This window comes from Paenibacillus polysaccharolyticus, from assembly GCF_023714295.1.
GTDB classification, from domain to species: Bacteria; Bacillota; Bacilli; order Paenibacillales; family Paenibacillaceae; genus Paenibacillus; species Paenibacillus polysaccharolyticus_A.
The window spans coordinates 1-448 of the sequence record NZ_JAMAUN010000043.1; the positions used below are offsets into that span (position 1 = coordinate 1).

Here is a 448-nt window from a genome sequence, read left to right on the forward strand (position 1 = left end):
GCCTGGCAGGCGAGAAAATCCGCCTCCGCCAGCAGCGGCGAGTGGAACAGCGGATCGTTCCCGGGATCGCTGGGAGCAAAGCGGTGCCAGATCCCCAGCTGCGGCTGCGGCAGCAGGCGGCGAAGAACCTCGCGCTGCTGGCGCCAGGCCGCCTGGCGGGCCGCTTCGCTGGCCTGCGGCGACCAGTGCCAGACAAAGCGCCAGCTGTTGAGCGTGGCTGGCGGAAAATGGTTGGCGGCGAGCTGCAGGAAGCGCTGCAGCAGGTCACTGCGGGTGGTGACGCCGGTGTGCAGGATCACCTGCCAGCCCATCGCCGCCAGCCAGCTAAAAATCTGCTGCAGGTTGTACCAGCAGGCGTAGCCGGCCATCTGCGGATCGTCCCAGCCGGTGCCGAACAGCCGACTGCTGAGAAAGGGATCGTTGATATCGATGGCATACACCGGCAGGG

The 448-nt window shown here is 67.0% G+C and carries 1 protein-coding gene; it reads right to left on the reverse strand.

All coding sequences use genetic code 11. The features are described from left to right. On the reverse strand, positions 1 to 448 hold a 448-nt coding region (locus M3629_RS28090), incomplete at both ends, for a hypothetical protein (protein WP_251512188.1).